This is a genomic window from Pseudomonas sp. TR47 (genome assembly GCF_044143025.1).
In the GTDB taxonomy this organism is placed as follows: domain Bacteria; phylum Pseudomonadota; class Gammaproteobacteria; order Pseudomonadales; family Pseudomonadaceae; genus Aquipseudomonas; species Aquipseudomonas putida_E.
Genome location: NZ_JBHFCS010000005.1, coordinates 70,549 through 91,794, shown reverse-complemented (window position 1 = coordinate 91,794; position 21,246 = coordinate 70,549). Strand labels below are relative to the sequence as shown.

Sequence of the window (21,246 nt, the reverse complement as noted above, 5' to 3'; positions counted from 1 at the left end):
CGTTCGTTTGCAGGTGGCGGCCAATGAGTGAATCACAGGAGAAGTGAATGAACAGCCTATTTTCGCGTGCTGCCGTAGCCGGTCTGCTGATGGGGGCCTCGGTACTGGCCAGCGCTGCGGATGCGCTGAAGAGCCAGGAGCCGCCCAAGGATGCCAAGGTCTTCATCGTTTCCCCCGCCGATGGCGCAACGGTCGACAAGACCTTTACCGTCAAGTTTGGCATCGAAGGCATGGGGCTCAAGCCTGCGGGTGACCAGACCCCGCACACGGGCCACCACCACCTGCTGGTGGATGTGGACAAGGAGCCTGCAGCCGATCAGCCACTGCCGACCAGCCTGATGCCGGAAGGCGGCGCGGCGTTGCCAGCCGGCCCGCAGGTGCTGCACTTCGGCAAGGCCCAGACCGAAACCACTCTTACCCTGACGCCGGGCAAGCATACCCTGCAGCTGGTACTGGGTGACCAGTATCACGTGCCGTTCAAGCCAAGCGTTGAGTCGAAGAAGATCACGGTTGAAGTGAAGTAAGCCGAGCCATCACGCAGCCCTTAAGCTGGCAAGTCGATCCCCACTGGCATCGTTGGGTGAGCTGGCTTGTTGGCGAAACAAAAAAGGGAGGCCACCAAGGCCTCCCTTTTTCATACCGCAATCAAGCTCAGAACAGTACGCGCGAGCGGATGGTGCCCTTGACGTGCTGCAGCTTCTCTTGCGCAAGGTCCGAGTACTCGGCGTCAACGTCGATTACCACGTAACCCACTTTCTCGTTGGTCTGCAGGAACTGACCGGAGATGTTGATACCGTTCTCGGCAAAGACTTTGTTGATCTCGCTGAGCACGCCCGGAATGTTTTCGTGGATGTGCAGCAGGCGGTGCTTGCCCGGGTGTGCCGGCAGGGCGACTTCAGGGAAGTTGACCGACGATACCGAGGTGCCGTTGTCGCTGTACTTGACCAGTTTCTCGGCCACTTCCAGGCCGATGTTGGCCTGGGCCTCGGCGGTGGAGCCGCCGATGTGCGGGGTCAGGATCACGTTGTCCAGGCCGCGCAGCGGGCTTTCGAACTCTTCGTCGTTGGAGCGCGGCTCGACCGGGAACACGTCGATGGCGGCGCCGATCAGGTGCTTGTCCTTGATGGCTGCGGCCAGGTGGTCCAGTTCTACCACGGTGCCACGGGCGGCGTTGATCAGGATCGAGCCCTTCTTCATCGCGCGGATTTCTTTCTCACCGATCATCCACTGAGTGGATGGCAGCTCAGGCACGTGCAGCGAGACGATGTCGGCCAGGCCCAGCAGTTCGTGCAGGCTGGTGACTTGTACGGCGTTGCCCAGCGGCAGCTTGGTCAGCGGGTCGTAGAAGTAGACCTGCATGCCCAGGCTCTCGGCCAGTACCGACAGCTGGGTACCGATCGAGCCATAGCCGACGATGCCCAGCTTCTTGCCGCGGATTTCGAACGAGTTGGCCGCGCTCTTGATCCAGCCGCCACGGTGGCAGGAGGCGTTTTTCTCGGGGATGCCGCGCAACAGCAGGATGGCTTCGGCCAGTACCAGTTCCGCCACCGAACGGGTGTTGGAGTATGGCGCGTTGAACACGGCAATGCCGCGCTCGCGTGCAGCGTCCAGGTCGACCTGGTTGGTGCCGATGCAGAAGCAACCGACGGCGACCAGTTTCTTGGCACAGTCGAAGATCTCTTCGGTCAGCTGGGTACGCGAACGGATGCCGATGAAGTGGGCATCAGCGATCTTTTCCTTGAGTTCTGCTTCCGGCAGCGAGCCAGTGAGGTACTCGATGTTGGTGTACCCGGCGGCCTTGAGGGTATCCACCGCGTTCTGGTGCACACCTTCAAGAAGAAGGAACCTGATCTTGCTCTTGTCGAGAGAAGTCTTGCTCATCTGCGTAAACCTGTATCCCGGAGAAAAAATGGCGAGAAATGATGCTAGGCGCAGCGCGGGCCTTAGCACGAACAGCGGGGGCGCTATGCTAGCATACGCGACACAATCTGAGCTTATCCCGACAGGTGAAGAGTACTCAGGGTGACTATGAATAAGTCGAGAGTTCCGGCGATGACGCACCCCGCGGTAATTGATGAACTGATGACCTTGGTAGACCCTGGCAAGGTCCTGACCGATGCCGCTTCCCTGGAAACGTACGGCAAGGATTGGACCAAGCATTTTCCGCCCGCGCCCACTGCCATCGTGTTCCCCAAAAGCGTGGAACAGGTTCAGGCCATCGTTGGCTGGGCCAATCGCCATCAGGTGGCGCTGGTGCCTTCCGGCGGTCGGACCGGGCTCTCCGCCGGTGCGGTGGCAGCCAATGGTGAAGTGGTAGTCGCCTTCGACTACATGAACCAGATTCTCGATTTCAATGCCTTCGACCGCACGGTGGTCTGCCAGCCAGGGGTCATCACTCGCCAGCTGCAGGCATTCGCCGAAGAACAGGGGCTTTATTACCCGGTGGATTTCGCCTCGAGTGGCTCCAGCCAGATCGGCGGCAACATCGGCACAAACGCCGGCGGCATCAAGGTCATTCGCTACGGCATGACCCGTAACTGGGTTGCCGGCCTGAAAGTTGTCACTGGCAAGGGCGAGCTGCTCGAGCTGAACAAGGACCTCATCAAGAACGCCACGGGCTATGACCTGCGCCAGTTGTTCATCGGCGCCGAAGGTACCCTGGGCTTCGTGGTCGAGGCCACCATGCGCCTGGACCGCGCCCCGCGCAACCTCACTGCGATGGTGCTGGGCACGCCGGACTTCGATTCGATCATGCCGGTGTTGCATGCCTTCCAGGGCAAGCTTGACCTCACGGCATTCGAGTTCTTTTCCGACAAGGGCCTGGCCAAGATCATGGCACGTGGCGATGTGCCTGCGCCGTTCGCCACCGACTGCCCGTTCTATGCCCTGCTGGAGTTCGAGGCCAGTACCGAGGAGGTGGCCAACGATGCGCTGGCCACCTTCGAGCACTGCGTCGAGCAAGGCTGGGTACTGGACGGGGTTATGAGCCAGAGCGAAGCTCAGTTGAGAAACCTCTGGAAGCTGCGCGAGTACCTGTCCGAAACCATCTCCCACTGGACGCCGTACAAGAACGATATCTCTGTCACGGTTTCCAAGGTGCCGGCGTTCCTGCGCGACATCGATGCCATCGTCAGCGAGCACTATCCCGACTATGAGGTGGTCTGGTACGGGCACATCGGCGACGGCAACCTGCACCTGAACATCCTCAAGCCCGAGTCCATGAGCAAAGACGATTTCTTCGCTTCATGCACCAAGGTCAACAAGTGGGTGTTCGAGATCGTCCAGCGCTATAACGGCTCGATCTCCGCCGAGCACGGTGTGGGCATGACCAAGCGCGATTACCTTGGCTATAGCCGCTCACCACAGGAAATCGCCTGCATGAAGGCGATAAAGGCCGTCTTCGACCCTAACGGCATCATGAATCCGGGTAAGATCTTCGCTCCTGAATAAAAGCAGTAATCAAAGGAGTCGGCCATGAGTTACCAGCACCAGTACGTAGACGGCACCCGTATCCACTTCCCGCTGGGCAAGGTGGTGTGCGTTGGCCGCAACTATGCCGAGCACGCCAAGGAACTGGGCAATCCCATTCCGACCGAGCCGTTGCTGTTCATCAAGCCGGGCAGTTGCGTGGTGCCGCTGGAGGGTGGTTTCAAGATTCCTACCGACCGTGGTTCGGTGCATTACGAAGCCGAAATCGCGGTGTTGCTGGGCAAGCCGCTGTCGGCACATCCATCTGAAGAGGAAGTGCTGGATGCCATCTCCGGCTTTGCCCCGGCACTGGACCTGACCCTGCGTGACGTGCAGGCCAAGCTCAAGGAAAAGGGCATGCCGTGGGAGACCTGCAAGAGCTTCGACGGTGCCTGCGTACTGCCGCCTTTCGTCGCTGCCGGCACGTTCGAAGACCTGGCCGACATCCCGGTGCGCCTGACCATCAATGGTGACGTTCGCCAGGACGGTAACAGCGCGATGATGCTCAACCCGATCGTGCCGATCATCCAGCACATGGCCTCGCACTTTTCGCTGCTGCCGGGGGATGTGATCCTGACCGGTACCCCGGCTGGCGTCGGCCCCTTCGAAGTGGGTGATGAGCTGGTGCTGGAGTTGCCGGGCGTGAGCCGCTTCGAAAGCCGGGTACTCTGAGCAGAGACTGTGTCGCCCGCGAAGCGGGCGACGCGATTTACCGTTTTTTTCACAACCTATCTGGATAATGCGCGAATCTCCGCCTATTTACCCAGGAATACTCTGTATGGCCCTGTCTTCCAGCGCTCCCGTATCCACCAAGCGTCGCTTCTACCTGCGCTGGCCGTTCGGCCTGGCTGTGGCTGCGGTGATCGGCTATGGCGTGGCCGTGGCGATGCACTGGGATGACCGTGGCCGACTGTGGGTCCAGGAAGGCTTCGAGAGCAGCGCCGAGCGTAGCGAAAGCGTCTGGTTGCCGGACTATAAGGTCGATATCGATGCCAAGCCTATGCCGGGCATGGAAGATGATGAAGCCTCGGACGTAGCGTTCAATCCGCATACCCGCACGTTGTTTGTGGTCATGGGCAAGAACCCGTTCCTGGTCGAGCTGAGCCTGGATGGTGATGTGCTGAGGCAGATCCCCTTGCAGGGGTGGAACAACCCCGAAGGGGTTGCCGTGCTGGAAGATGGCCGCTTGGCCATTACCGATGAACGTCTGCACGACCTGACCGTGGTCAAGGTGGACGCACAAACCAAGTCGCTGAACCATGCAGATTTTCAGAGCCACGACCTGGGCGAGTCGGTGAAAAGCAACAAGGGCTTCGAAGCCGTGGCATGGGACCCGATGCGCCAGCGTCTGGTGATCGGCGAGGAGCGGCCGCCAAAGCTGTATACCTGGAGCACCGATGGGCGCAGCCCGCTCAAAGGTGACAAGCAGCCGCTGGCCAGCAACGAACTCGACCTGCGCAACCTCTCAGGCTTGGGTGTCGACCCGCGTACGGGCCATCTGTTGGTGCTGTCGGCGGACTCCAACATGCTGCTGGAGCTCGACGAGCAAGGTCAGCAGGTGAGTTTCATGACCTTGCTGGGCGGTTTCAACGGCCTCAAGGACACCATTCCGCGTGCTGAAGGGGTGGCGATGGACGACCAGGGCAACCTGTACATGGTCAGTGAGCCGGCGCTGTTCTATCGGTTCAAGAAAAACTGACGGCCATTTCAGATTTTTCGCATGCTGGCATTAAGCTTTACTTCAGTTGTTCGTGGTTAGATTCGTCATCCTCAAACCGAGTCTGCCCTATGCGTCGCTATGTTCGTATGCCCCTGGTCCTGGCTGTCATTGGCCTGCTCGCCGTGCTCTTGCTGGGCGTGGCGGAGCAGCAGTTCCGTTTGCTCGAGCGTGGCTGGTTCAACTTCAAGACCTGGTGGCAGCCCGCTGAGCAAAGCATGGGCCTGGATCGCTATCGGGTAGTGACCGAGGCGCAGCCTATAGACGGGCTGGACGATGATGTTTCGGCACTGACTTACGACCCCGACCGCAAGACCCTGTTCACGGTGACCAACAAGCGCTCCGAACTGATCGAGTTGTCCCTCGACGGTCGTATCCTGCGGCGGGTGCCGTTGACCGGTTTCGGCGACCCCGAGGCGGTCGAATACGTAGGGCCCAACAGTTACGTGATCACCGATGAGCGCCAGCAACGGCTGATTCGCGTGCGCCTTGAGGACGACACGATGTTCCTGGATGCCCACGATGCCGAGCAGTTGAGCCTTGGTATCGGCCTGAACGGCAACAAGGGGTTCGAGGGGCTGGCCTACGACTCGGCGGGCAAACGCCTGTTCGTGGCCAAGGAGCGAGACCCGATGGTGATCTACGAAATTCACGGGTTTCCCCATGAAAACCCGGAGCAGCCCTATGCAGTGCATGTGGTGCAGGACCGCAAGCGCGATGCGCGGCTGTTCGTGAGGGATCTTTCCAGCCTGCAGTTCGACGAGCGCAGCGGGCATCTGCTGGCGTTGTCGGATGAATCACGCCTGGTGCTGGAGCTGGATGTGAAAGGTAAACCGTTGAGCACGCTGTCGCTGCGCAAGGGGTACCAGGGGCTCAAGCAGACGGTGCCGCAGGCGGAGGGGATTGCCATGGATGAAGCGGGGACCATTTATCTGGTCAGTGAGCCGAACCTGTTCTATGTGTTCAAACAGCCCACGGATTGATTGGGCTTTTGAGCGTAATTGCCGGCAAGCCGCCTCCCACGCGGTCACCACTGCTGTGGATTGCCTGGGGGAGCCAGCTTGCCGGCAATGGCATCACTCGGCTTTCAGGCTCTTCACGCCTTCCGGGGTGCCCAGCAACAGCAGGTCTGCCGGCCGTGCGGCAAACAGGCCATTGGTCACCACGCCGACGATCGCATTGATCTGCGCCTCCAGCTCTACGGGGTTGGTGATCTGCAGGTTGTACACATCCAGGATCACGTTGCCGTTATCGGTGACCACACCCTCACGGTACACCGGGTCGCCACCCAGCTTGACCAGTTGGCGCGCCACGTGGCTGCGGGCCATCGGGATCACCTCGACCGGCAGCGGGAAGGCGCCCAGCACCGGCACCAGCTTGCTGGCATCGGCGATGCAGATGAAGGTCTTGGCCACGGCCGCGACGATTTTTTCGCGCGTCAGTGCCGCGCCACCGCCTTTGATCAGGTTCAGGTGTGCATCGCTCTCGTCGGCGCCGTCGACATAGAACTCCAGCTCGCTGACGCTGTTCAGCTCATAGACCGGGATGCCATGGCCCTTCAGACGCTGTGCCGTGGCCTCGGAGCTGGCGACCGCGCCGTCGAACGCCGTCTTGTGCTGGGCCAGGGCGTCAATGAAAAAGTTGGCAGTCGAACCGGTGCCGACGCCGACGACGCTCTTTTCATCCAGCTTGGGCAGAATGAAGTCGACAGCGGCCTGGGCGACGGCCTGTTTGAGTTGGTCCTGGGTCATGCGGGCTCCGGAAAGGGGCAGGGCGGTAATGAAAGGAGGCTAGTATAACGGCTCGGGCGGCTTTGCTGTGGTCGCCCGACGTAGCGCTGGGGTAGACTCGCAGCCCTTGTCCCGCGGCCAGTGATGCTTTCCCGATGCTCGAACAGTACGTCAAGAAGATCCTCACCTCGCGCGTCTACGACGTCGCTGTCGAAACCCCGCTGCACAGCGCCGGGCAACTGAGCAAGCGCCTGGGCAACCAGATTCTGCTCAAGCGTGAAGACCTGCAGCCGGTGTTCTCCTTCAAGATCCGTGGGGCGTACAACAAGCTGGCGCAACTGAGCCCGGAAGAACTGGCCCGCGGCGTGGTCACCGCCTCGGCCGGCAACCATGCACAGGGGCTGGCCCTGGCAGCCCGCGAGCTGGGCATCAAGGCCACCATCGTGATGCCCAAGACCACCCCGGAGATCAAGATCGAAGGCGTACGCTCGCGTGGCGGCAAGGTGGTATTGCATGGCGATTCGTTCCCCGAGGCGCTGGCCTACTCGCTGAAACTGGTCGATGAGAAGGGCTTCGTCTATATCCACCCTTATGACGACCCGCACACCATTGCCGGGCAAGGCACCGTGGCCATGGAAATCCTGCGCCAGCACCCAGGCCGGCTGGATGCGATCTTCGTGCCGGTGGGCGGCGGTGGGCTGATCGCCGGCATCGCCGCCTACGTGAAATACCTGCGCCCGGAAATCAAGGTGATTGGCGTCGAACCGGATGACTCCAATTGCCTGCAGGCAGCCATGGCCGCTGGCGAGCGCGTGGTGCTGCCGCAGGTTGGGCTGTTCGCCGATGGCGTGGCCGTGGCCCAGATCGGTCAGCATACCTTCGACATCTGCCGCTTGCATGTGGATGAAGTGATCACCGTCAACACTGACGAGATCTGTGCAGCAATCAAGGATATCTACGACGATACCCGCTCGATCACCGAACCTGCAGGTGCCTTGGGTGTCGCTGGCATCAAGAAATATGTGGAGCTCAACGGCGTCAGCGGGCAAACGCTGGTGGCTATCGACTCGGGCGCCAACGTCAACTTCGACCGCCTGCGTCACGTCGCCGAGCGTGCCGAGCTGGGCGAGAAGCGTGAAGCGATCATCGCCGTGACCATCCCCGAGCGGCCGGGCAGCTTCAAGGCGTTCTGCGAGGCCATCGGCAAGCGCCAGATCACCGAATTCAACTACCGCAAGCACACATCCGACGAAGCCCATATCTTCGTTGGCGTGCAGACCCATCCGGAGAACGACCCACGCGCTGCGTTGGTGCAGCAACTGACCGAGCAGGGTTTCCCTGTTACCGACCTGACTGACAACGAGCTGGCCAAGATGCACATCCGCCACATGGTGGGTGGCCATTCGGCCGGTGCACGCGACGAGATCGTGCTGCGCTTCGAGTTCCCTGAGCGGCCGGGGGCGCTGTTCAACTTCCTCAACAAGCTGGGCGGGCGCTGGAACATCTCGATGTTCCACTACCGCAACCACGGCGCCGCCGACGGGCGTGTGGTGGCGGGGTTGCAGGTGCCGGAGGACGAACGCCACCTGGTGCCGGCGGCGCTGGCCAAGATTGGGTATCCGTACTGGGATGAGACCGACAATCCCGCTTACCGGCTGTTCCTGGGTTGAGCGACTAAGCTTGGCTAACCCTCCAAGGATGTGAAGACATGGAACACCTGACCACCCTCAAGGCCCTGCACCTCATTGCCACCGCCCTGTTATTGCTGGGCGCACTGGGCTTGGCGATCTGGACCGTGCGCGCCCGACGTCAAGGCGACGCCCAGGCTTATGGCAAGCTGCTGCGTCGGCCTTTGGTGTTCGTCTGGCTGGTGATGGGCGTGAGCCTGCTGAGCATGCCGTTCACCGGTTGGTGGCTGGTTCACCTGGTGGGTTGGCCGCTGGGGCAGACCTGGGTGCTGGCGTCCAGCGTCATCTATACCCTCGGTGCGTTCGCCGCGTGGTGGCTGCTGGTGCGTCTGAACCGGCTGCGCAAGGCTGAGGCGGTGGGTATGCGGTTTACCCTGGCCCTGGCGGTCTTCAGCGGTGTCTGCTTCCTGTCCATCGCCGGGTTGATGGGCGCCAAGCCGGTCTGAAGCTGGCCGGGCCGCTCTGCAGCCCCAAAAAGGCTCAGTCCCTAAGCGAAATCACCGGCCACCCGCGCCGCTCAGCCTCAGCCTGCAGGTTAGGGTCCGGGTCCACCGCTACAGCATGTGAAACCTGCTGCAACAGCGGCAAGTCATTCATCGAGTCGCTATAGAAGTAGCTGTCTTGCAGGTCGAACCCGTTCTCCAGCATCCAGCGTTCCAGCCTCGTCACCTTGCCTTCACGGAAGCACGGTATATCGGTACTGCGCCCGGTATAGCGGCCATCGCGTGTTTCGCATTCGGTCGCCAATAGCGTGCGAACGCCCAGACGGCGGGCAATCGGCGCGGTGACGAAACGGTTGGTGGCGGTGATGATCACCAGTTGGTCGCCTGCCTCACGGTGTTGCTGCAGCAGGGCCAGGGCCTTGGGCAGGATGATCGGCTCGATGCAGTCGCGCATGAACTCGCGGTGCCATTGGTCGAGCTGGGCGGGTTCGGTGGCTGCGAGGATTTCCATGGAAAAGGCCAGGTAGGCCTGCAGGTCGAGGGTGCCGTTCAGGTACTCCTGGTAGAAGGCATCGTTGCGTTGTTTGTACGCGATCGGGTCAAGAATCCCCCGTTCGCACAGGTAATCACCCCACGCGTGGTCACTGTCGCCACCGAGGAGGGTATTGTCCAGGTCGAATAAAGCCAGGCGCATTGCGGTTACTCGCGTCAGCCATAGGGAAGGCCCGCAGAATACGGAGTTTTCACCTCGCTGCACATAAGCGTGGCGGGCGCGTTGCTGCGCTCGCAGGCTTTGTGGAACAATGCGGTGACATGCGTTTGCGAGGTTGCTGCCGTGATCGACCCGGATGGTTTTCGCCCAAATGTCGGGATCATTCTCACGAATGATGCCGGGCAGGTGCTATGGGCTCGGCGGATCAACCAGGATGCCTGGCAATTCCCTCAGGGTGGTATCAACCCTGACGAGACGCCGGAAGATGCCCTGTACCGCGAGCTGAACGAAGAAGTTGGCCTTGAACGCGATGATGTGGAAATTCTTGCCTGCACCCGCGGCTGGTTGCGTTATCGTTTACCCCAGCGTCTGGTACGTACCCACAGCCAACCGCTGTGTATCGGCCAGAAGCAGAAATGGTTTTTGCTGCGCCTGGTGAGCAATGAGCAACGGGTGCGGATGGACCTGACCGGCAAGCCTGAATTCGATGGCTGGCGCTGGGTCAGCTATTGGTACCCGCTGGGCCAGGTGGTGACCTTCAAGCGTGAAGTGTATCGCCGCGCCCTGAAAGAGCTAGCACCGCGTCTTTTGACGCGCGACTGACGACGGAGTTCGACCCCGAGCCATGCTCAATACGCTGCGCAAGATCGTCCAGGAAGTGAACTCCGCCAAAGATCTCAAGACGGCGTTGGGGATCATTGTCTTGCGCGTCAAGGAGGCCATGGGCAGCCAGGTCTGCTCGGTCTACCTGCTCGACCCGGAAACCAACCGCTTCGTGCTGATGGCCAGCGAAGGCCTCAACAAGCGATCCATCGGCAAGGTCAGCATGGCCCCCAACGAAGGCCTGGTTGGTCTGGTCGGTACCCGGGAAGAGCCGCTGAACCTGGAAAACGCCGCTGATCACCCACGTTACCGCTACTTCGCTGAAACAGGCGAGGAGCGTTTCGCGTCCTTCCTGGGTGCACCGATCATCCACCACCGTCGTGTGGTCGGCGTGCTGGTCATTCAGCAAAAAGAACGCCGCCAGTTCGACGAGGGTGAAGAAGCCTTCCTGGTCACCATGAGCGCTCAACTCGCCGGGGTTATCGCTCACGCCGAGGCCACCGGCTCGATTCGTGGCCTGGGCCGCCAGGGCAAGGGCATCCAGGAAGCGCGCTTCGTCGGCGTACCAGGCTCGCCGGGCGCTGCCGTCGGCCGAGCCGTGGTCATGTTGCCGCCTGCCGACCTTGAGGTGGTGCCGGACAAGACGGTCGAAGACATCGACGCTGAACTCAAACTGTTCCACAACGCCCTTGAGGGCGTGCGCGCCGACATGCGCAAGCTTTCGGCCAAGCTGGCCACCCAGTTGCGCCCGGAAGAACGCGCGCTGTTCGACGTGTACCTGATGATGCTTGAGGACGCAGCCCTCGGCGGTGAGGTGACTGACGTCATCAAGACTGGCCAGTGGGCCCAGGGCGCCCTGCGCCAGGTGGTCGGCGAGCACGTCAGCCGGTTCGAGCTGATGGACGACGACTACCTGCGCGAGCGCGCCTCGGACGTGAAAGACCTCGGTCGCCGTCTGCTGGCCTACCTCCAGCAAGCCCGTTCGCAATCGCTGGTGTATGCCGACAACACCATCCTGGTCAGCGAGGAGCTGACCCCGGCGATGCTGGGTGAGGTGCCGGAAGGCAAGCTGGTGGGCCTGGTCTCGGTGCTGGGCTCGGGCAACTCCCACGTCGCCATCCTGGCCCGTGCCATGGGTATCCCGACGGTGATGGGCCTGGTCGACCTGCCGTATTCCAAGGTCGATGGTATCGAGCTGATCGTCGATGGCTACAAGGGCGAGGTGTTCACCAACCCCAGCGACGTGCTGCGCAAGCAATACAGTGAGGTGGTCGAAGAAGAGCGTCAGCTGGCCCAGGGCCTGGATGCGTTGCGCGAACTGCCTTGCATCACCCCGGACGGTCATCGCATGCCGCTGTGGGTCAACACCGGCCTGCTTGCCGACGTGGCCCGTGCCCAGCAGCGGGGCGCCGAAGGGGTGGGCCTGTACCGCACAGAAGTGCCGTTCATGATCAACCAGCGCTTCCCCAGCGAAAAAGAGCAGTTGGCCATCTATCGCGAGCAGTTGGCGGCGTTTCACCCGCTGCCGGTGACCATGCGTACCCTCGACATCGGCGGGGACAAGGCGCTGTCCTACTTCCCGATCAAGGAAGAAAACCCGTTCCTGGGGTGGCGTGGCATCCGCGTGACCCTCGACCACCCGGAAATCTTCCTGGTCCAGACCCGCGCCATGCTCAAAGCCAGCGAAGGCCTGAACAACCTGCGCATTCTGCTGCCGATGATCTCCGGCATTCACGAACTGGAAGAGGCGCTGCACCTGATTCACCGCGCCTGGGGCGAGGTGCGTGACGAAGGCACGGACGTGCCGATGCCACCGGTTGGCGTGATGGTCGAGATCCCGGCCGCGGTTTACCAGACCAAGGAGCTGGCGCGTCAGGTGGATTTCCTTTCGGTAGGCTCCAACGACCTGACCCAGTACCTGCTGGCAGTAGACCGCAACAACCCGCGGGTTGCCGACCTGTACGACTACCTGCACCCGGCAGTGCTGCAAGCCTTGAACACCGTGGTGCGTGATGCCCATGGCGAGGGCAAGCCAGTCAGTATCTGCGGCGAGATGGCCGGTGACCCGGCAGCAGCGGTCCTGTTGATGGCCATGGGCTTCGACAGCTTGTCGATGAACGCCACCAACCTGCCGAAGGTGAAGTGGATGCTGCGCCAGATAAACATGAGCAAGGCCAAGGAGCTGCTGGCCGATGCCCTGAGCCATGACAACCCGCAGGTTATCCACAGCTCGTTGCAATTGGCGCTGAAGAACCTGGGGCTGGCGCGGATGATCGGGCCAGAGGCCAACAAGACCCTGTGAATTCTGGGGCCGCTTTGCGGCCCTTTCGCGACACAAGGCCGCTCAGGCGACGCGACCCTGGTAGGAGCGGCCTTGTGTCGCGAAAGGGCTGCAAAGCAGCCCCATGGCCCTCAAACCCGAAGCTCAACCTCCCCCAAGTGCCCCCCAAAAGGCCCGAAACTGCGCTCGACAAGCCGTCTTGCACCCTGATCATCCACGATCAGCACCGTACTGGCCCGCGTCCCATAATTCTGGCTGGCAATGAACACACTCGACAGCAGCTTCTCGGTCGCCACGCCCACGCCAGTTTCCGGCAGCTCTGCCTCAGGCGCCGTCTCACCATCGGCCAGCAATGCCATCAAACGCTGCGGGTCCGCTGAATCCAGTAACCGTTCCAGCCCGTCGCGCGCCTTGACCAGCTTGGGCCACGGCGTATCCAGCCCGGCATTGGAAAGCCCATACACCCCAGCCGCCAGCAAGCGCGGCGCCGCGTCTCGAGCGTGCAGATACCCCAGGCGCACACCATCGCCCACCAGCAGGTTGAACCCCGAATACTGCTTGCTGCGGCTGGCGACCTGGTCCAGATAGGCCTCGACCCCAAGTTCACCCTGCAGGTATGCCGCCACCAGCTCGCCGCGTGAGCGGGGGCCCAACGGCTGCCCTGGGTCGCGAATGTTGGTCAGCGCGGCGAACCGCCCCTGCGGCCCCACGCCCAGCCAGGTACCACCGGCCTCCAGGTCACGCCCTGCATGCACGCCGGGCGCATCTTCCCAGGCTGCCAGCGCCTGCGTGGGCCGGGCATAGAACTCGTCGCGGTTGGCCGCCACGATCAGCGGCAGGGCATGCCCTGGCCGCCAGGCGAATACGATCAGGCACATAGGTTGGGCCTCTGGGTTTTTTGCCACTCTACCCACTGCGGCGGCGCCGATCCATCCTGTCACAGAGTTCACTAGAGCCCCGAGCCCGGCTTCCGTTACCATGCCGGATTGTTTTTTCGGGGACGACGAATGGAGTTCGCACTCTATCTGCTTCTGGGCGCCTGTGCCGGCGTGCTGGCCGGGCTGTTCGGCGTGGGCGGCGGCATCATCATCGTGCCGGTGCTGGTGTTCAGCTTCACCCTGCAGGGCTTCGACGCTTCGGTGCTCACTCACCTGGCAGTCGGTACCTCGCTGGCAACCATCGTCTTCACATCGATCAATGCCGTGCGCGAGCACCATCGTCGGGGCGCGGTGCAGTGGCCGATCTTCGCCTGGATGACCGTGGGTATCCTGCTGGGCGCCGGGGTGGGCGCGAAGACGGCTTCGCTTATCCAGGGCCCGCTGTTGCAGAAGATCATCGGCGTATTCGCGCTGATCATTGCCGCGCAGATGGCACTGGACCTCAAGCCCAAGGCCAGCCGCGGCATTCCTGGCAAGCCCGCACTGATCGGTGCCGGTGGCGTGATCGGTTGGGCCTCGGCGATCTTCGGCATCGGCGGTGGGTCGTTGACCGTGCCATTCCTGACCTGGCGCAGCCTGCCGATGCAGCAGGCGGTGGCCACGTCTTCGGCCTGCGGCCTGCCGATTGCCGTGGCCAGCGCCCTGAGTTTCATGTGGCTGGGTTGGCACGATGAGCATCTGCCAGCCCATAGCGTGGGCTTCGTGTACCTGCCAGCGCTGGTCGGCATTGCCGTGACCAGCATGTTTTTCGCCCGCTTCGGCGCGCGGCTGGCGCACAAGTTGTCGCCCCGCCTGCTCAAGCGCTTGTTCGCCGCGCTGCTGTTTTGCGTAGGCCTGAGCTTTTTGATTTGAAACCAGAGGAATATCCATGCTGCCTTACCCGCAGATAGACCCCGTGGCCGTTGCGCTCGGGCCGCTGAAAATCCATTGGTACGGCCTGATGTACCTGATCGGCATTGGTGGCGCGTGGCTGCTCGCCTCGCGCCGGCTCAACCGTTTCGACCCCACCTGGTCGCGTGAAAAGCTCTCTGACCTGGTGTTCTGGTTGTCGATGGGGGTGATCGTCGGCGGGCGCTTGGGTTATGTGCTGTTCTACGACCTGCACGCCTACCTGGCCAACCCGACGTTGATCTTCGAGGTATGGAAGGGTGGCATGTCGTTCCACGGCGGCTTCATCGGCGTGATGCTGGCGGCCTTGTGGTTCGGCAAGCGCAACAACAAGTCATTCTTCGAACTGATGGACTTCGTCGCACCGCTGGTGCCGATTGGCCTGGGGGCAGGGCGTATCGGCAACTTCATCAACGCCGAACTGTGGGGCAAGCCGACCGACGTGCCGTGGGCGATGATCTTCCCGCCGTTCAGCGACCCGGCCCAACTGCCGCGCCACCCATCGCAGCTGTACCAGTTCGCCCTGGAAGGCGTGGCGTTGTTCGCGATCCTTTGGCTGTTCTCGCGCAAGCCGCGCCCGACCATGGCGGTTTCCGGGATGTTCGCCCTGTTCTACGGCATCTTCCGCTTCATCGTCGAATTCGTCCGCGTGCCGGATGCCCAGCTGGGCTACATTGCCTGGGGCTGGCTGACCATGGGTCAGATACTCTGCATCCCGATGATTCTGGCCGGCCTCGGATTGATCTGGTGGGCTTATAATCGCAAACCCACGGCGAAACCCGCCATCTGATTCCCAACGGCAGGGGCGATCCCCCTGCCGTTCTTGCTACAGGTAAGCCATGAAACAGTATCTGGACCTGGTCCGTGACGTCATCGAAAACGGCACTCTGCAGGAAAACCGCACGGGCATCCGCACCATCAGCCTGCCGGGCGCCATGCTGCGCTTCGATCTGCAAAAGGGCTTTCCGGCCATCACCACGCGCAAGCTGGCATTCAAGTCTGCCATCGGCGAGATGGTCGGCTTCCTGCGTGGCGTGAAGAACGCGGGTGAATTCCGCGAACTGGGCTGCAAGGTGTGGGATCGGAACGCCAACGAGAACGCCCAGTGGCTGGCCAACCCGTTCCGCCAGGGCCATGACGACCTCGGCGAGATTTACGGTGTGCAGTGGCGCCAGTGGCCGGGCTACAAGCGCATCCCGCTGAGCAACCCGGCAGCGATCGAAATGGCCGAAAAAGCGGGCTTTCGCAGGATTGCCCAGGACGAGGAAGATGGCCAGGCGTTCGTCGTGCTGTACAAGGCCATCGACCAAGTGCGTCAGTGCCTGGACACCATAGCCAACGACCCAGGCAGCCGGCGCATCCTGTTCCATGGCTGGAACTGCGCGCAGCTGGACGAAATGGCGCTGCCGCCGTGCCACCTGCTGTACCAGTTCCACCCCAATGTCCAGACCAGGGAAATCTCCCTGACGCTCTACATCCGCTCCAATGACTTGGGCCTGGGCACACCGTTCAACCTCACCGAAGGTGCGGCGCTGCTGTCGCTGTTCGGCCGCCTGACGGGCTACACGCCGCGCTGGTTCACGTACTTCATTGGCGATGCCCATGTGTACGAAAACCATCTGGACATGCTTAACGAGCAACTCAAGCGCGAGCCGCTGGAAGCGCCGAAGCTGGTGATCAGCGACCGCGTGCCTGCGTTCGCCGAGACGGGCAAGTACGAGCCGGAGTGGCTGGAGAAGATCGAACCGAGCGATTTCAGCCTGGAAGGCTATGAGCACCATGCACCGATGACGGCGCCGATGGCGGTCTGATTCACGCAAATGCCCAGGGCTGCGCAGCAGCCCCAGCGGCTTCAATGCCCGTGGCTACGCCCCACGTGCGAAGGCTCGGTATCCGGCACGGATACTGCTCCGTTCACCTCCAAACGCTGCAAGATCGCGCATTCCTCTCCCTGCGCACTGCACCGTCTGCGTAACTCCACCAGTTGCTCCTGCAATGCCACCAGGCCATCGATCCGTGCCTGCACGTGTTCGATATGTTCGTCTATCAACGCATTGACGGTGCCACATGAGCCCGCCGGGCTATCGCGCAGGCGCAAAAGGCTGCGTATTTCGTCCAGGGTCATGTCCAGGGTGCGGCAGTTGCGGATAAAGGTCAGCCGCTCGACATGGGCCTGGGTGTACAGCCGGTAATTACCGTCGGTACGCGCTGGCTCTGGCAGTAGCTGCTCACGCTCGTAATAACGAATGGTCTCCACCGCACAGTCGGTGGCTTTGGCCAGTTCTCCGATTTTCATGGCGATTCTCCATCAGGTGGCTTGACCCTATAGTGGCTACAGGGTGTTCACTTGGCAACAGGTGCTCACTAAGGATGACCCCATGAACCAGCCTGTCAGCCACGAACACGTGCATGACCATGACCACGTCAACGCCGGTAAAAGCCATTGCCACGACGCACATGCGCACAGTTGCTGCGGTTCCAGTGCGGCGCCTGCGTTTGTGCAATTGAGCGAAAAGGCCAGTGCCCAGGCCCGGCTCAGCCGTTTTCGCATACAAGCCATGGACTGCCCGACAGAACAGACCTTGATCCAGGACAAGCTCGGCAAGCTGGCCGGCATCGAGCAGCTGGAGTTCAACCTGATCAACCGCGTGCTGGGCGTGCGCCATACCTTGGATGGCACTGCTGAGATCGAGCGGGCCATCGAAAGCCTGGGCATGAAGGCAGAACCGCTGGCTGTAGAGGATGAGGGTGGCGTGATCGCACCCGCGCCAGCCAAGACTCGCTGGTGGCCATTGGCATTGTCCGGCATCGCGGCGATCGCCGCCGAAATCATCCATTTCAGCGCGCTGGCGCCCGAGTGGGTGGTAGCCGCGCTGGCGCTGGCAGCGATCCTTGGCTGTGGCCTGGGCACCTACAAGAAGGGCTGGATTGCCCTTAAAAACCGCAACCTGAACATCAACGCGCTGATGAGCATTGCCGTGACCGGTGCCGTGCTGATCGGCCAGTGGCCTGAGGCGGCCATGGTCATGGTGCTGTTCACCATCGCCGAACTGATCGAGGCACGTTCACTTGACCGTGCGCGCCATGCCATCAGTGGCCTGATGCAGCTTACGCCGGACATGGCCACGGTGCAGCAGGCCGACGGCCAATGGCGTGAGGCCGAGGTGCGCCACGTGTCGATCGGTGCGCTCGTGCGGGTACGCCCCGGTGAGCGTATCGGCCTGGACGGTGAAGTGGTCAGTGGGCAATCCAGCGTCGATCAGGCACCGATCACCGGCGAGAGCCTGCCTGTGGACAAGGCCCCTGGCGACAAGCTGTTCGCCGGCACCATCAACCAGGCCGGCGCTCTGGAGTACCGGGTAACTGCAGTGGCAGGGCATTCCACATTGGCCCGTATCATCAAGGCCGTGGAGCAGGCGCAGGGCGCTCGAGCGCCTACCCAGCGTTTCGTCGATACCTTCTCGCGCATCTACACGCCTGTGGTGTTCGCCCTGGCTTTGGCCGTAGCGCTCATCCCGCCGCTGTTCATGGCCGGCGCCTGGTTCGACTGGGTCTACCGCGCCTTGGTGCTGTTGGTGGTGGCCTGCCCATGTGCCCTGGTGATTTCCACCCCGGTGACCATTGTCAGTGGCCTGGCGGCTGCGGCGCGCAAGGGCATCCTGATCAAGGGGGGTGTGTACCTGGAAGGGGGCCGCAAGCTGGACTTCCTGGCCCTGGACAAGACTGGAACTCTCACCCACGGCAAGCCGGTGCAGACCGATACCAAGGTGCTAGAGCCATTGTTCGAAGGCCGCGCCCAGGCACTGGCGGCAAGCCTGGCCGAGCGCTCAGACCACCCGGTATCGGCTGCCATCGCCCAGTTGGCCAGGGCGCAGGGGCTGGCCCTGAGTGAGGTCAGCGCGTTCGCTGCCTTGGCGGGGCGCGGTGTGCGTGGTGACATCGATGGCGAAACCTATCACCTGGGCAACCATCGTCTGGTCGAAGAGCTGGGCTTGTGCTCACCGCAGCTCGAAGCACAGTTGGACCAACTCGAGCGCCAAGGCAGGACCGTGGTGCTGTTGCTCGACCGCTCTGGCCCGCTGGCGCTGTTTGCCGTTGCCGACACGGTCAAGGACAGCAGCCGTGAGGCCATCGCCGAGCTGCACGCGCTGGGCATCAAGACTGTCATGCTTACCGGCGACAATCCCCATACCGCACAGGCCATCGCTGCCCAGGTCGGTATCGACCGCGCCGAAGGCAACCTGCTCCCTGCCGACAAGCTGAGCACGATCGAGCAGCTCTACGCCCAGGGGCACCGGGTTGGCATGGTCGGTGATGGCATCAACGATGCGCCGGCGCTGGCCCGTGCCGAGATCGGTTTCGCCATGGCGGCTGCCGGTACCGACACCGCCATCGAGACCGCCGATGTGGCGCTGATGGATGACGACTTGCGCAAAATCCCGGCCTTCGTCAGGCTGTCGCGGCAAAGTGCGGCGATCCTTAAGCAGAACATCGTGCTGGCGTTGGGCATCAAGGCCATCTTCCTGGCAATCACCTTTGCCGGCATGGCCACGCTGTGGATGGCGGTGTTCGCCGACATGGGCGTAAGCCTGCTGGTGGTGTTCAACGGCCTGCGCCTTTTGCGCAAGTAGCAGCCGCAAGCTACAAGCTGATCGAGGTGGAATCGAGACTTATGAAACTACACAGCGCTGCCTCTGCTTACGGCTGCTTTTGCGGCTGCGGAGCCCAGCAATGCTGAGTGCCGAGCTCAAAGCCTTCTACATGGTGGCCCGCCTGGGCAGCATCACCCTGGCGGCGAAGAAGCTTGGCCTCAGCCAGCCGACGGTGACCACCCAGATCCGCAACCTCGAAAGCCAGTACGCGGTGGAGCTGTTCTACCGCGGCGGCCGGCGCCTGGTGCTGAGCGAGGAGGGTGTGCGCCTGCTGCCGATGGTCAAGGCGCTGCTGCAACAGGAAGCCGACATCGAGTTCGAGCTGCGCAACAGCGGCCATGCCCAAGGCAACCTGCGCATCGCTGCCACCGCGCCGTATTACATCCTCGATCTGGTGAAGATCTTCCGTGAGCGCTTGCCACAGGTGGGGGTGGCCGTGGAGATCGGTAATTCGCAGCAGGTGCTGGAGATGCTGGAGGACTACCGCGTCGATCTCGCCGCCTCGTCACAGTTGGTGGAGGATGCTCGCCTGGTGAGGCGCGTGCTGGGCACTGACCCGCTGGTGGTGGCGGTGCACCGCAATCACCCGCTGGCGCAGCGTCAGGTGGTGTCTATCGAGGTGGTGGCAGGGCAATGCCTGCTGATGCGCGAGAAAGGTTCGACCACGCGCAAACTCACCGAAGAAATGATGCACGGCGCTGGAGTGAAGGCCGAAGCGGTGCTGGAAATCGGCAGCCGCGAGTCGATCCGTGAGGCGGTGCTGCGCAATATCGGCATCAGCGTGATTGCCCGGCACGAGGTGCCGCACAACTCGGAGCTGCGGGTGCTGACACTGGAAGACGCGCCGGTGATGCATGAGTACCTGTACTGCCTTAAGGAAAGACGCCAGGCCCGGTTGCCGGCAGCCTTCCTCGGGGTGGCGCAGGAAGTGGTGGGGTCGCAGTTCTGAACCTGCAACGTCACTACAAAATCTGCCTATACCACTATCGCCCGCTTTTGCCTCGCCGCCACAGAACCTTCGCACAGCCTTTCTAGCATGGCCACATCTGCTCGATGAGGCTTTGCCATGAACCACGCCACCCCGGGCGCACAAATGAAAGTGCGCGGTATCCACAAGCGTTTCGGCGCCTTCACGGCGTTGAACGATGTCTCCCTGGACATCGCCGCCGGCGAGCTGGTTTGCCTGCTCGGCCCTTCCGGCTGCGGCAAGACCACCCTGCTGCGCTGCATCGCAGGGCTGGAACGCCAAGACCGTGGCGAGTTGTACATCGGTGAGCGTGACATCAGCGAATTGCCCCCACAGGCGCGTGACTACGGCATCCTCTTTCAATCTTACGCGCTGTTCCCCAACCTCACCGTCGAAGCCAACATTGCCTATGGCCTGAACCGCAGTGGCCGTGAAGAAAGCCGTCAGCGCGTAGCCGAGATGCTGGACCTGGTAGGCCTGGCCGGCAGTGAAAAGAAATACCCCGGGCAATTGTCCGGGGGGCAACAGCAGCGGGTTGCGTTGGCCCGTGCCCTGGCCCCGTCGCCTTCGCTGCTGTTGCTCGACGAGCCTATGTCGGCGCTGGATGCGCGTGTGCGTGAGCACCTGTGTACCGAACTTCGACAGCTGCAGCGTCAACTGGGTATCACCACGCTGATGGTCACCCACAACCAGGACGAAGCCATGCTGATGGCCGACCGCATTGCGGTGATGAACAACGGCCAGGTCGAGCAGTACGCCACCCCTCAGGAAATCTACGATCAGCCGTCCACGCCGTTCGTTGCCGAGTTCGTTGGCCAGGGCAACTGGCTGCCGTTTCAGCGTACTGGCGACAGCCATGCCCAGGTGGGCGCCATGAGCATGCGCCTGGCAGCGGGTGCGCCGCGGGCCAGCAGCGGCCGGTTGTTCTGCCGCCCGGAGGCCATCACTGTCAACCCGGTGGTGCATGAAGAAAACCTGTTCCCGGCCAAGGTCCGCGAAATCACATTCCTCGGCAACCGCTGCCGCATGAGCTTTGAATTCAAGGCCCTGCCGGGCCATCCGCTGCTCGCCGAACTGGCGCCAGAAGCCATGCCACACTTGGGCTCGCAGGACATCTGGGTGGCCCTGCCGCCGCAGAGCCTGCAGGTGTTTGCCTGAG

At 62.2% G+C, this 21,246-nt stretch carries 20 protein-coding genes; 15 read left to right on the top strand and 5 right to left on the bottom strand.

What is annotated here, in order from left to right; translation table 11 throughout:
• The first annotated feature begins 47 nt into the window (after positions 1–47).
• The gene (locus ACEWE8_RS07385; protein WP_046786998.1) at positions 48–524 is read left to right on the top strand and encodes a DUF4399 domain-containing protein; all 477 of its coding nucleotides are present in this window, start codon (positions 48–50) and stop codon (positions 522–524) included.
• A gap of 127 nt (positions 525–651) precedes the next feature.
• Here ACEWE8_RS07385 and serA read toward each other — a convergent pair whose 3' ends face one another.
• A complete protein-coding gene (serA, locus tag ACEWE8_RS07380; protein ID WP_039602651.1) occupies positions 652–1,881 on the bottom strand; it encodes a phosphoglycerate dehydrogenase in 1,230 nt (409 codons plus the stop codon).
• 171 nt (positions 1,882–2,052) lie between these two features.
• Between serA and ACEWE8_RS07375 the strand changes: the two genes are divergently transcribed.
• From ACEWE8_RS07375 to ACEWE8_RS07360, 4 genes are all read left to right on the top strand, one after another.
• Positions 2,053–3,450 (top strand): FAD-binding oxidoreductase, encoded by a 1,398-nt coding sequence (locus tag ACEWE8_RS07375; protein WP_046786999.1) that lies wholly within the window; start codon positions 2,053–2,055, stop codon positions 3,448–3,450.
• A 24-nt stretch (positions 3,451–3,474) separates the two neighbouring features.
• Positions 3,475–4,140 carry a fumarylacetoacetate hydrolase family protein gene (locus ACEWE8_RS07370; RefSeq protein WP_012312259.1) on the top strand — a complete coding sequence of 222 codons (666 nt, stop codon included), beginning with the start codon at positions 3,475–3,477 and terminating at the stop codon, positions 4,138–4,140.
• Positions 4,141–4,246: 106 nt separating this feature from the next.
• Positions 4,247–5,167 (top strand): SdiA-regulated domain-containing protein, encoded by a 921-nt coding sequence (locus ACEWE8_RS07365; protein ID WP_046787000.1) that lies wholly within the window; start codon positions 4,247–4,249, stop codon positions 5,165–5,167.
• 89 nt (positions 5,168–5,256) lie between these two features.
• Positions 5,257–6,168, top strand: a complete 912-nt coding sequence (locus ACEWE8_RS07360) for an SdiA-regulated domain-containing protein (protein WP_046787001.1) — start codon at positions 5,257–5,259, stop codon at positions 6,166–6,168.
• Positions 6,169–6,261: 93 nt separating this feature from the next.
• Here ACEWE8_RS07360 and rpiA read toward each other — a convergent pair whose 3' ends face one another.
• Positions 6,262–6,936 carry a ribose-5-phosphate isomerase RpiA gene (gene rpiA / locus ACEWE8_RS07355; protein ID WP_012312262.1) on the bottom strand — a complete coding sequence of 225 codons (675 nt, stop codon included), beginning with the start codon at positions 6,934–6,936 and terminating at the stop codon, positions 6,262–6,264.
• A gap of 134 nt (positions 6,937–7,070) precedes the next feature.
• On the opposite strand from rpiA, the gene ilvA reads away from it, so the two are divergent.
• Together ilvA and ACEWE8_RS07345 are read left to right on the top strand one after the other, a co-directional pair.
• Complete coding sequence (ilvA, locus tag ACEWE8_RS07350) at positions 7,071–8,585, top strand: threonine ammonia-lyase, biosynthetic (RefSeq protein WP_046787002.1); 1,515 nt, start codon at positions 7,071–7,073, stop codon at positions 8,583–8,585.
• A 38-nt stretch (positions 8,586–8,623) separates the two neighbouring features.
• Positions 8,624–9,049: a DUF2269 family protein gene (locus ACEWE8_RS07345; RefSeq protein WP_046787003.1), complete on the top strand. Its 426-nt coding sequence runs from the start codon at positions 8,624–8,626 to the stop codon at positions 9,047–9,049.
• 34 nt (positions 9,050–9,083) lie between these two features.
• Here the strand turns inward: ACEWE8_RS07345 and ACEWE8_RS07340 are convergent, their stop codons facing one another.
• On the bottom strand, positions 9,084–9,740 hold the full coding sequence (locus ACEWE8_RS07340; protein ID WP_046787004.1) for an HAD family phosphatase: 657 nt from the start codon (positions 9,738–9,740) through the stop codon (positions 9,084–9,086).
• A 141-nt stretch (positions 9,741–9,881) separates the two neighbouring features.
• Here ACEWE8_RS07340 and ACEWE8_RS07335 point away from each other — a divergent pair, with 141 nt between their 5' ends.
• Positions 9,882–10,361, top strand: a complete 480-nt coding sequence (locus ACEWE8_RS07335; protein WP_003249017.1) for an RNA pyrophosphohydrolase — start codon at positions 9,882–9,884, stop codon at positions 10,359–10,361.
• 22 nt (positions 10,362–10,383) lie between these two features.
• The gene (gene ptsP / locus ACEWE8_RS07330; protein WP_046787005.1) at positions 10,384–12,663 is read left to right on the top strand and encodes a phosphoenolpyruvate--protein phosphotransferase; all 2,280 of its coding nucleotides are present in this window, start codon (positions 10,384–10,386) and stop codon (positions 12,661–12,663) included.
• Between the two features lie 110 nt (positions 12,664–12,773).
• On the opposite strand, the gene ACEWE8_RS07325 is transcribed toward ptsP, so the two are convergent.
• The gene (locus tag ACEWE8_RS07325; protein ID WP_046787006.1) at positions 12,774–13,520 is read right to left on the bottom strand and encodes an NRDE family protein; all 747 of its coding nucleotides are present in this window, start codon (positions 13,518–13,520) and stop codon (positions 12,774–12,776) included.
• 129 nt (positions 13,521–13,649) lie between these two features.
• On the opposite strand from ACEWE8_RS07325, the gene ACEWE8_RS07320 reads away from it, so the two are divergent.
• Genes ACEWE8_RS07320 through ACEWE8_RS07310 form a run of 3 tightly spaced genes read left to right on the top strand, consistent with a single transcriptional unit; the run spans position 13,650 to position 16,279 of the window.
• A complete protein-coding gene (locus ACEWE8_RS07320; RefSeq protein ID WP_046787007.1) occupies positions 13,650–14,432 on the top strand; it encodes a sulfite exporter TauE/SafE family protein in 783 nt (260 codons plus the stop codon).
• A gap of 16 nt (positions 14,433–14,448) precedes the next feature.
• Positions 14,449–15,258, top strand: coding sequence for a prolipoprotein diacylglyceryl transferase (lgt, locus tag ACEWE8_RS07315; protein WP_046787008.1), 810 nt, complete (start codon positions 14,449–14,451; stop codon positions 15,256–15,258).
• Positions 15,259–15,307: 49 nt separating this feature from the next.
• A complete protein-coding gene (locus ACEWE8_RS07310; RefSeq protein ID WP_046787009.1) occupies positions 15,308–16,279 on the top strand; it encodes a thymidylate synthase in 972 nt (323 codons plus the stop codon).
• Between the two features lie 41 nt (positions 16,280–16,320).
• Here ACEWE8_RS07310 and cadR read toward each other — a convergent pair whose 3' ends face one another.
• On the bottom strand, positions 16,321–16,764 hold the full coding sequence (gene cadR / locus ACEWE8_RS07305; protein ID WP_046787010.1) for a cadmium resistance transcriptional regulator CadR: 444 nt from the start codon (positions 16,762–16,764) through the stop codon (positions 16,321–16,323).
• Between the two features lie 82 nt (positions 16,765–16,846).
• Here cadR and ACEWE8_RS07300 point away from each other — a divergent pair, with 82 nt between their 5' ends.
• The 3 genes from ACEWE8_RS07300 (at position 16,847) to ACEWE8_RS07290 (ending at position 21,245) form a co-directional block, all read left to right on the top strand.
• Entirely contained in the window at positions 16,847–19,099 is a 2,253-nt protein-coding gene (locus ACEWE8_RS07300; protein ID WP_046787011.1) for a heavy metal translocating P-type ATPase, read from the top strand.
• Between the two features lie 100 nt (positions 19,100–19,199).
• On the top strand, positions 19,200–20,069 hold the full coding sequence (locus ACEWE8_RS07295; RefSeq protein WP_046787012.1) for a LysR substrate-binding domain-containing protein: 870 nt from the start codon (positions 19,200–19,202) through the stop codon (positions 20,067–20,069).
• Between the two features lie 117 nt (positions 20,070–20,186).
• Complete coding sequence (locus ACEWE8_RS07290; protein ID WP_046787013.1) at positions 20,187–21,245, top strand: putative 2-aminoethylphosphonate ABC transporter ATP-binding protein; 1,059 nt, start codon at positions 20,187–20,189, stop codon at positions 21,243–21,245.
• Position 21,246: the final 1 nt, after the last annotated feature.

What these genes read in the sequence shown, in the direction of transcription:
- ACEWE8_RS07310 (WP_046787009.1), top strand. Translation starts at nt 15,308, where the DNA reads ATGAAACAGTATCTGGACCTGGTCCGTGACGTCATCGAAAACGGCACT.
- ACEWE8_RS07295 (WP_046787012.1), top strand. Translation starts at nt 19,200, where the DNA reads ATGCTGAGTGCCGAGCTCAAAGCCTTCTACATGGTGGCCCGCCTGGGC.
- serA (WP_039602651.1), bottom strand. Translation starts at nt 1,881, where the DNA reads ATGAGCAAGACTTCTCTCGACAAGAGCAAGATCAGGTTCCTTCTTCTT.
- ACEWE8_RS07365 (WP_046787000.1), top strand. Translation starts at nt 4,247, where the DNA reads ATGGCCCTGTCTTCCAGCGCTCCCGTATCCACCAAGCGTCGCTTCTAC.
- ptsP (WP_046787005.1), top strand. Translation starts at nt 10,384, where the DNA reads ATGCTCAATACGCTGCGCAAGATCGTCCAGGAAGTGAACTCCGCCAAA.
- ACEWE8_RS07340 (WP_046787004.1), bottom strand. Translation starts at nt 9,740, where the DNA reads ATGCGCCTGGCTTTATTCGACCTGGACAATACCCTCCTCGGTGGCGAC.
- ACEWE8_RS07300 (WP_046787011.1), top strand. Translation starts at nt 16,847, where the DNA reads ATGAACCAGCCTGTCAGCCACGAACACGTGCATGACCATGACCACGTC.
- ilvA (WP_046787002.1), top strand. Translation starts at nt 7,071, where the DNA reads ATGCTCGAACAGTACGTCAAGAAGATCCTCACCTCGCGCGTCTACGAC.
- rpiA (WP_012312262.1), bottom strand. Translation starts at nt 6,936, where the DNA reads ATGACCCAGGACCAACTCAAACAGGCCGTCGCCCAGGCCGCTGTCGAC.
- ACEWE8_RS07360 (WP_046787001.1), top strand. Translation starts at nt 5,257, where the DNA reads ATGCGTCGCTATGTTCGTATGCCCCTGGTCCTGGCTGTCATTGGCCTG.
- ACEWE8_RS07370 (WP_012312259.1), top strand. Translation starts at nt 3,475, where the DNA reads ATGAGTTACCAGCACCAGTACGTAGACGGCACCCGTATCCACTTCCCG.
- ACEWE8_RS07325 (WP_046787006.1), bottom strand. Translation starts at nt 13,520, where the DNA reads ATGTGCCTGATCGTATTCGCCTGGCGGCCAGGGCATGCCCTGCCGCTG.
- cadR (WP_046787010.1), bottom strand. Translation starts at nt 16,764, where the DNA reads ATGAAAATCGGAGAACTGGCCAAAGCCACCGACTGTGCGGTGGAGACC.
- ACEWE8_RS07290 (WP_046787013.1), top strand. Translation starts at nt 20,187, where the DNA reads ATGAACCACGCCACCCCGGGCGCACAAATGAAAGTGCGCGGTATCCAC.
- lgt (WP_046787008.1), top strand. Translation starts at nt 14,449, where the DNA reads ATGCTGCCTTACCCGCAGATAGACCCCGTGGCCGTTGCGCTCGGGCCG.
- ACEWE8_RS07345 (WP_046787003.1), top strand. Translation starts at nt 8,624, where the DNA reads ATGGAACACCTGACCACCCTCAAGGCCCTGCACCTCATTGCCACCGCC.
- ACEWE8_RS07385 (WP_046786998.1), top strand. Translation starts at nt 48, where the DNA reads ATGAACAGCCTATTTTCGCGTGCTGCCGTAGCCGGTCTGCTGATGGGG.
- ACEWE8_RS07375 (WP_046786999.1), top strand. Translation starts at nt 2,053, where the DNA reads ATGACGCACCCCGCGGTAATTGATGAACTGATGACCTTGGTAGACCCT.
- ACEWE8_RS07320 (WP_046787007.1), top strand. Translation starts at nt 13,650, where the DNA reads ATGGAGTTCGCACTCTATCTGCTTCTGGGCGCCTGTGCCGGCGTGCTG.